Consider the following 672-nt stretch of genomic DNA (forward strand, 5'->3'; position numbering starts at 1 on the left):
GATCCAAAGGGGTCGACCCCGGATCATAGACATCGATAGCACCAAAGGCCCCGGCCAACTGCGGCGTACCTTGCCAGCGACTGGTGACTCGTTGATGGTCAGCACCCATCAGGAATTCATGTTCACGCCCAAGCATGTCGAACTTGCCAGCAAGGTTCAAATCCCACAAATGCTGGTCACTACGGTAGCGGGAATTCGAACCAAGCCACATTGGCCCCAGTCCGGTTACCGGATTGAGTGCGCCCACGGAAAAGGAACCCTTCTTCATGCCGACGTCTTGCGTCTGTGTATAGCTCAGGTTCACCTTCCAGCGTTCCGACAACTCATGGTCGACTTTGGCGAACACTTCTTGCGAACGGCCATCCTGGTAAGCCCAGCTCTGGCTCAGGTTGGTATGGCGAGACAGCCCCAGGTCTTCGCCGGTACTGAACCGCGGAAGCCCAGTTCCTGAACCATTCTCATGAATGCGCTCATAACGTCCGCCCAGAGTCAGGCGCGTTCCTGGCAGTACATCGGCCTCGAGAACACCGTAGATAGTGGGTAATTCCGTGCTTCGCTCGTCGAGAAAATACTGCCGATCCGTGTAAGCCGTGACCAACCGTCCGCGCAGTTTTCCATCGAAAGCCATAGGCCCGGTGACATCCAGCTGCGTATGGTAGTTGTCCCAAGAGC

At 56.4% G+C, this 672-nt stretch carries 1 protein-coding gene; it reads right to left on the bottom strand.

Going from position 1 to position 672, the window contains the following annotated elements:
* Window positions 1-672 (bottom strand): TonB-dependent siderophore receptor (locus G3436_RS25105; protein WP_420801253.1); only part of this gene is annotated, 672 nt, incomplete at both ends.

This window comes from Pseudomonas brassicae, assembly GCF_010671725.1.
Lineage (GTDB): Bacteria > Pseudomonadota > Gammaproteobacteria > Pseudomonadales > Pseudomonadaceae > Aquipseudomonas > Aquipseudomonas brassicae.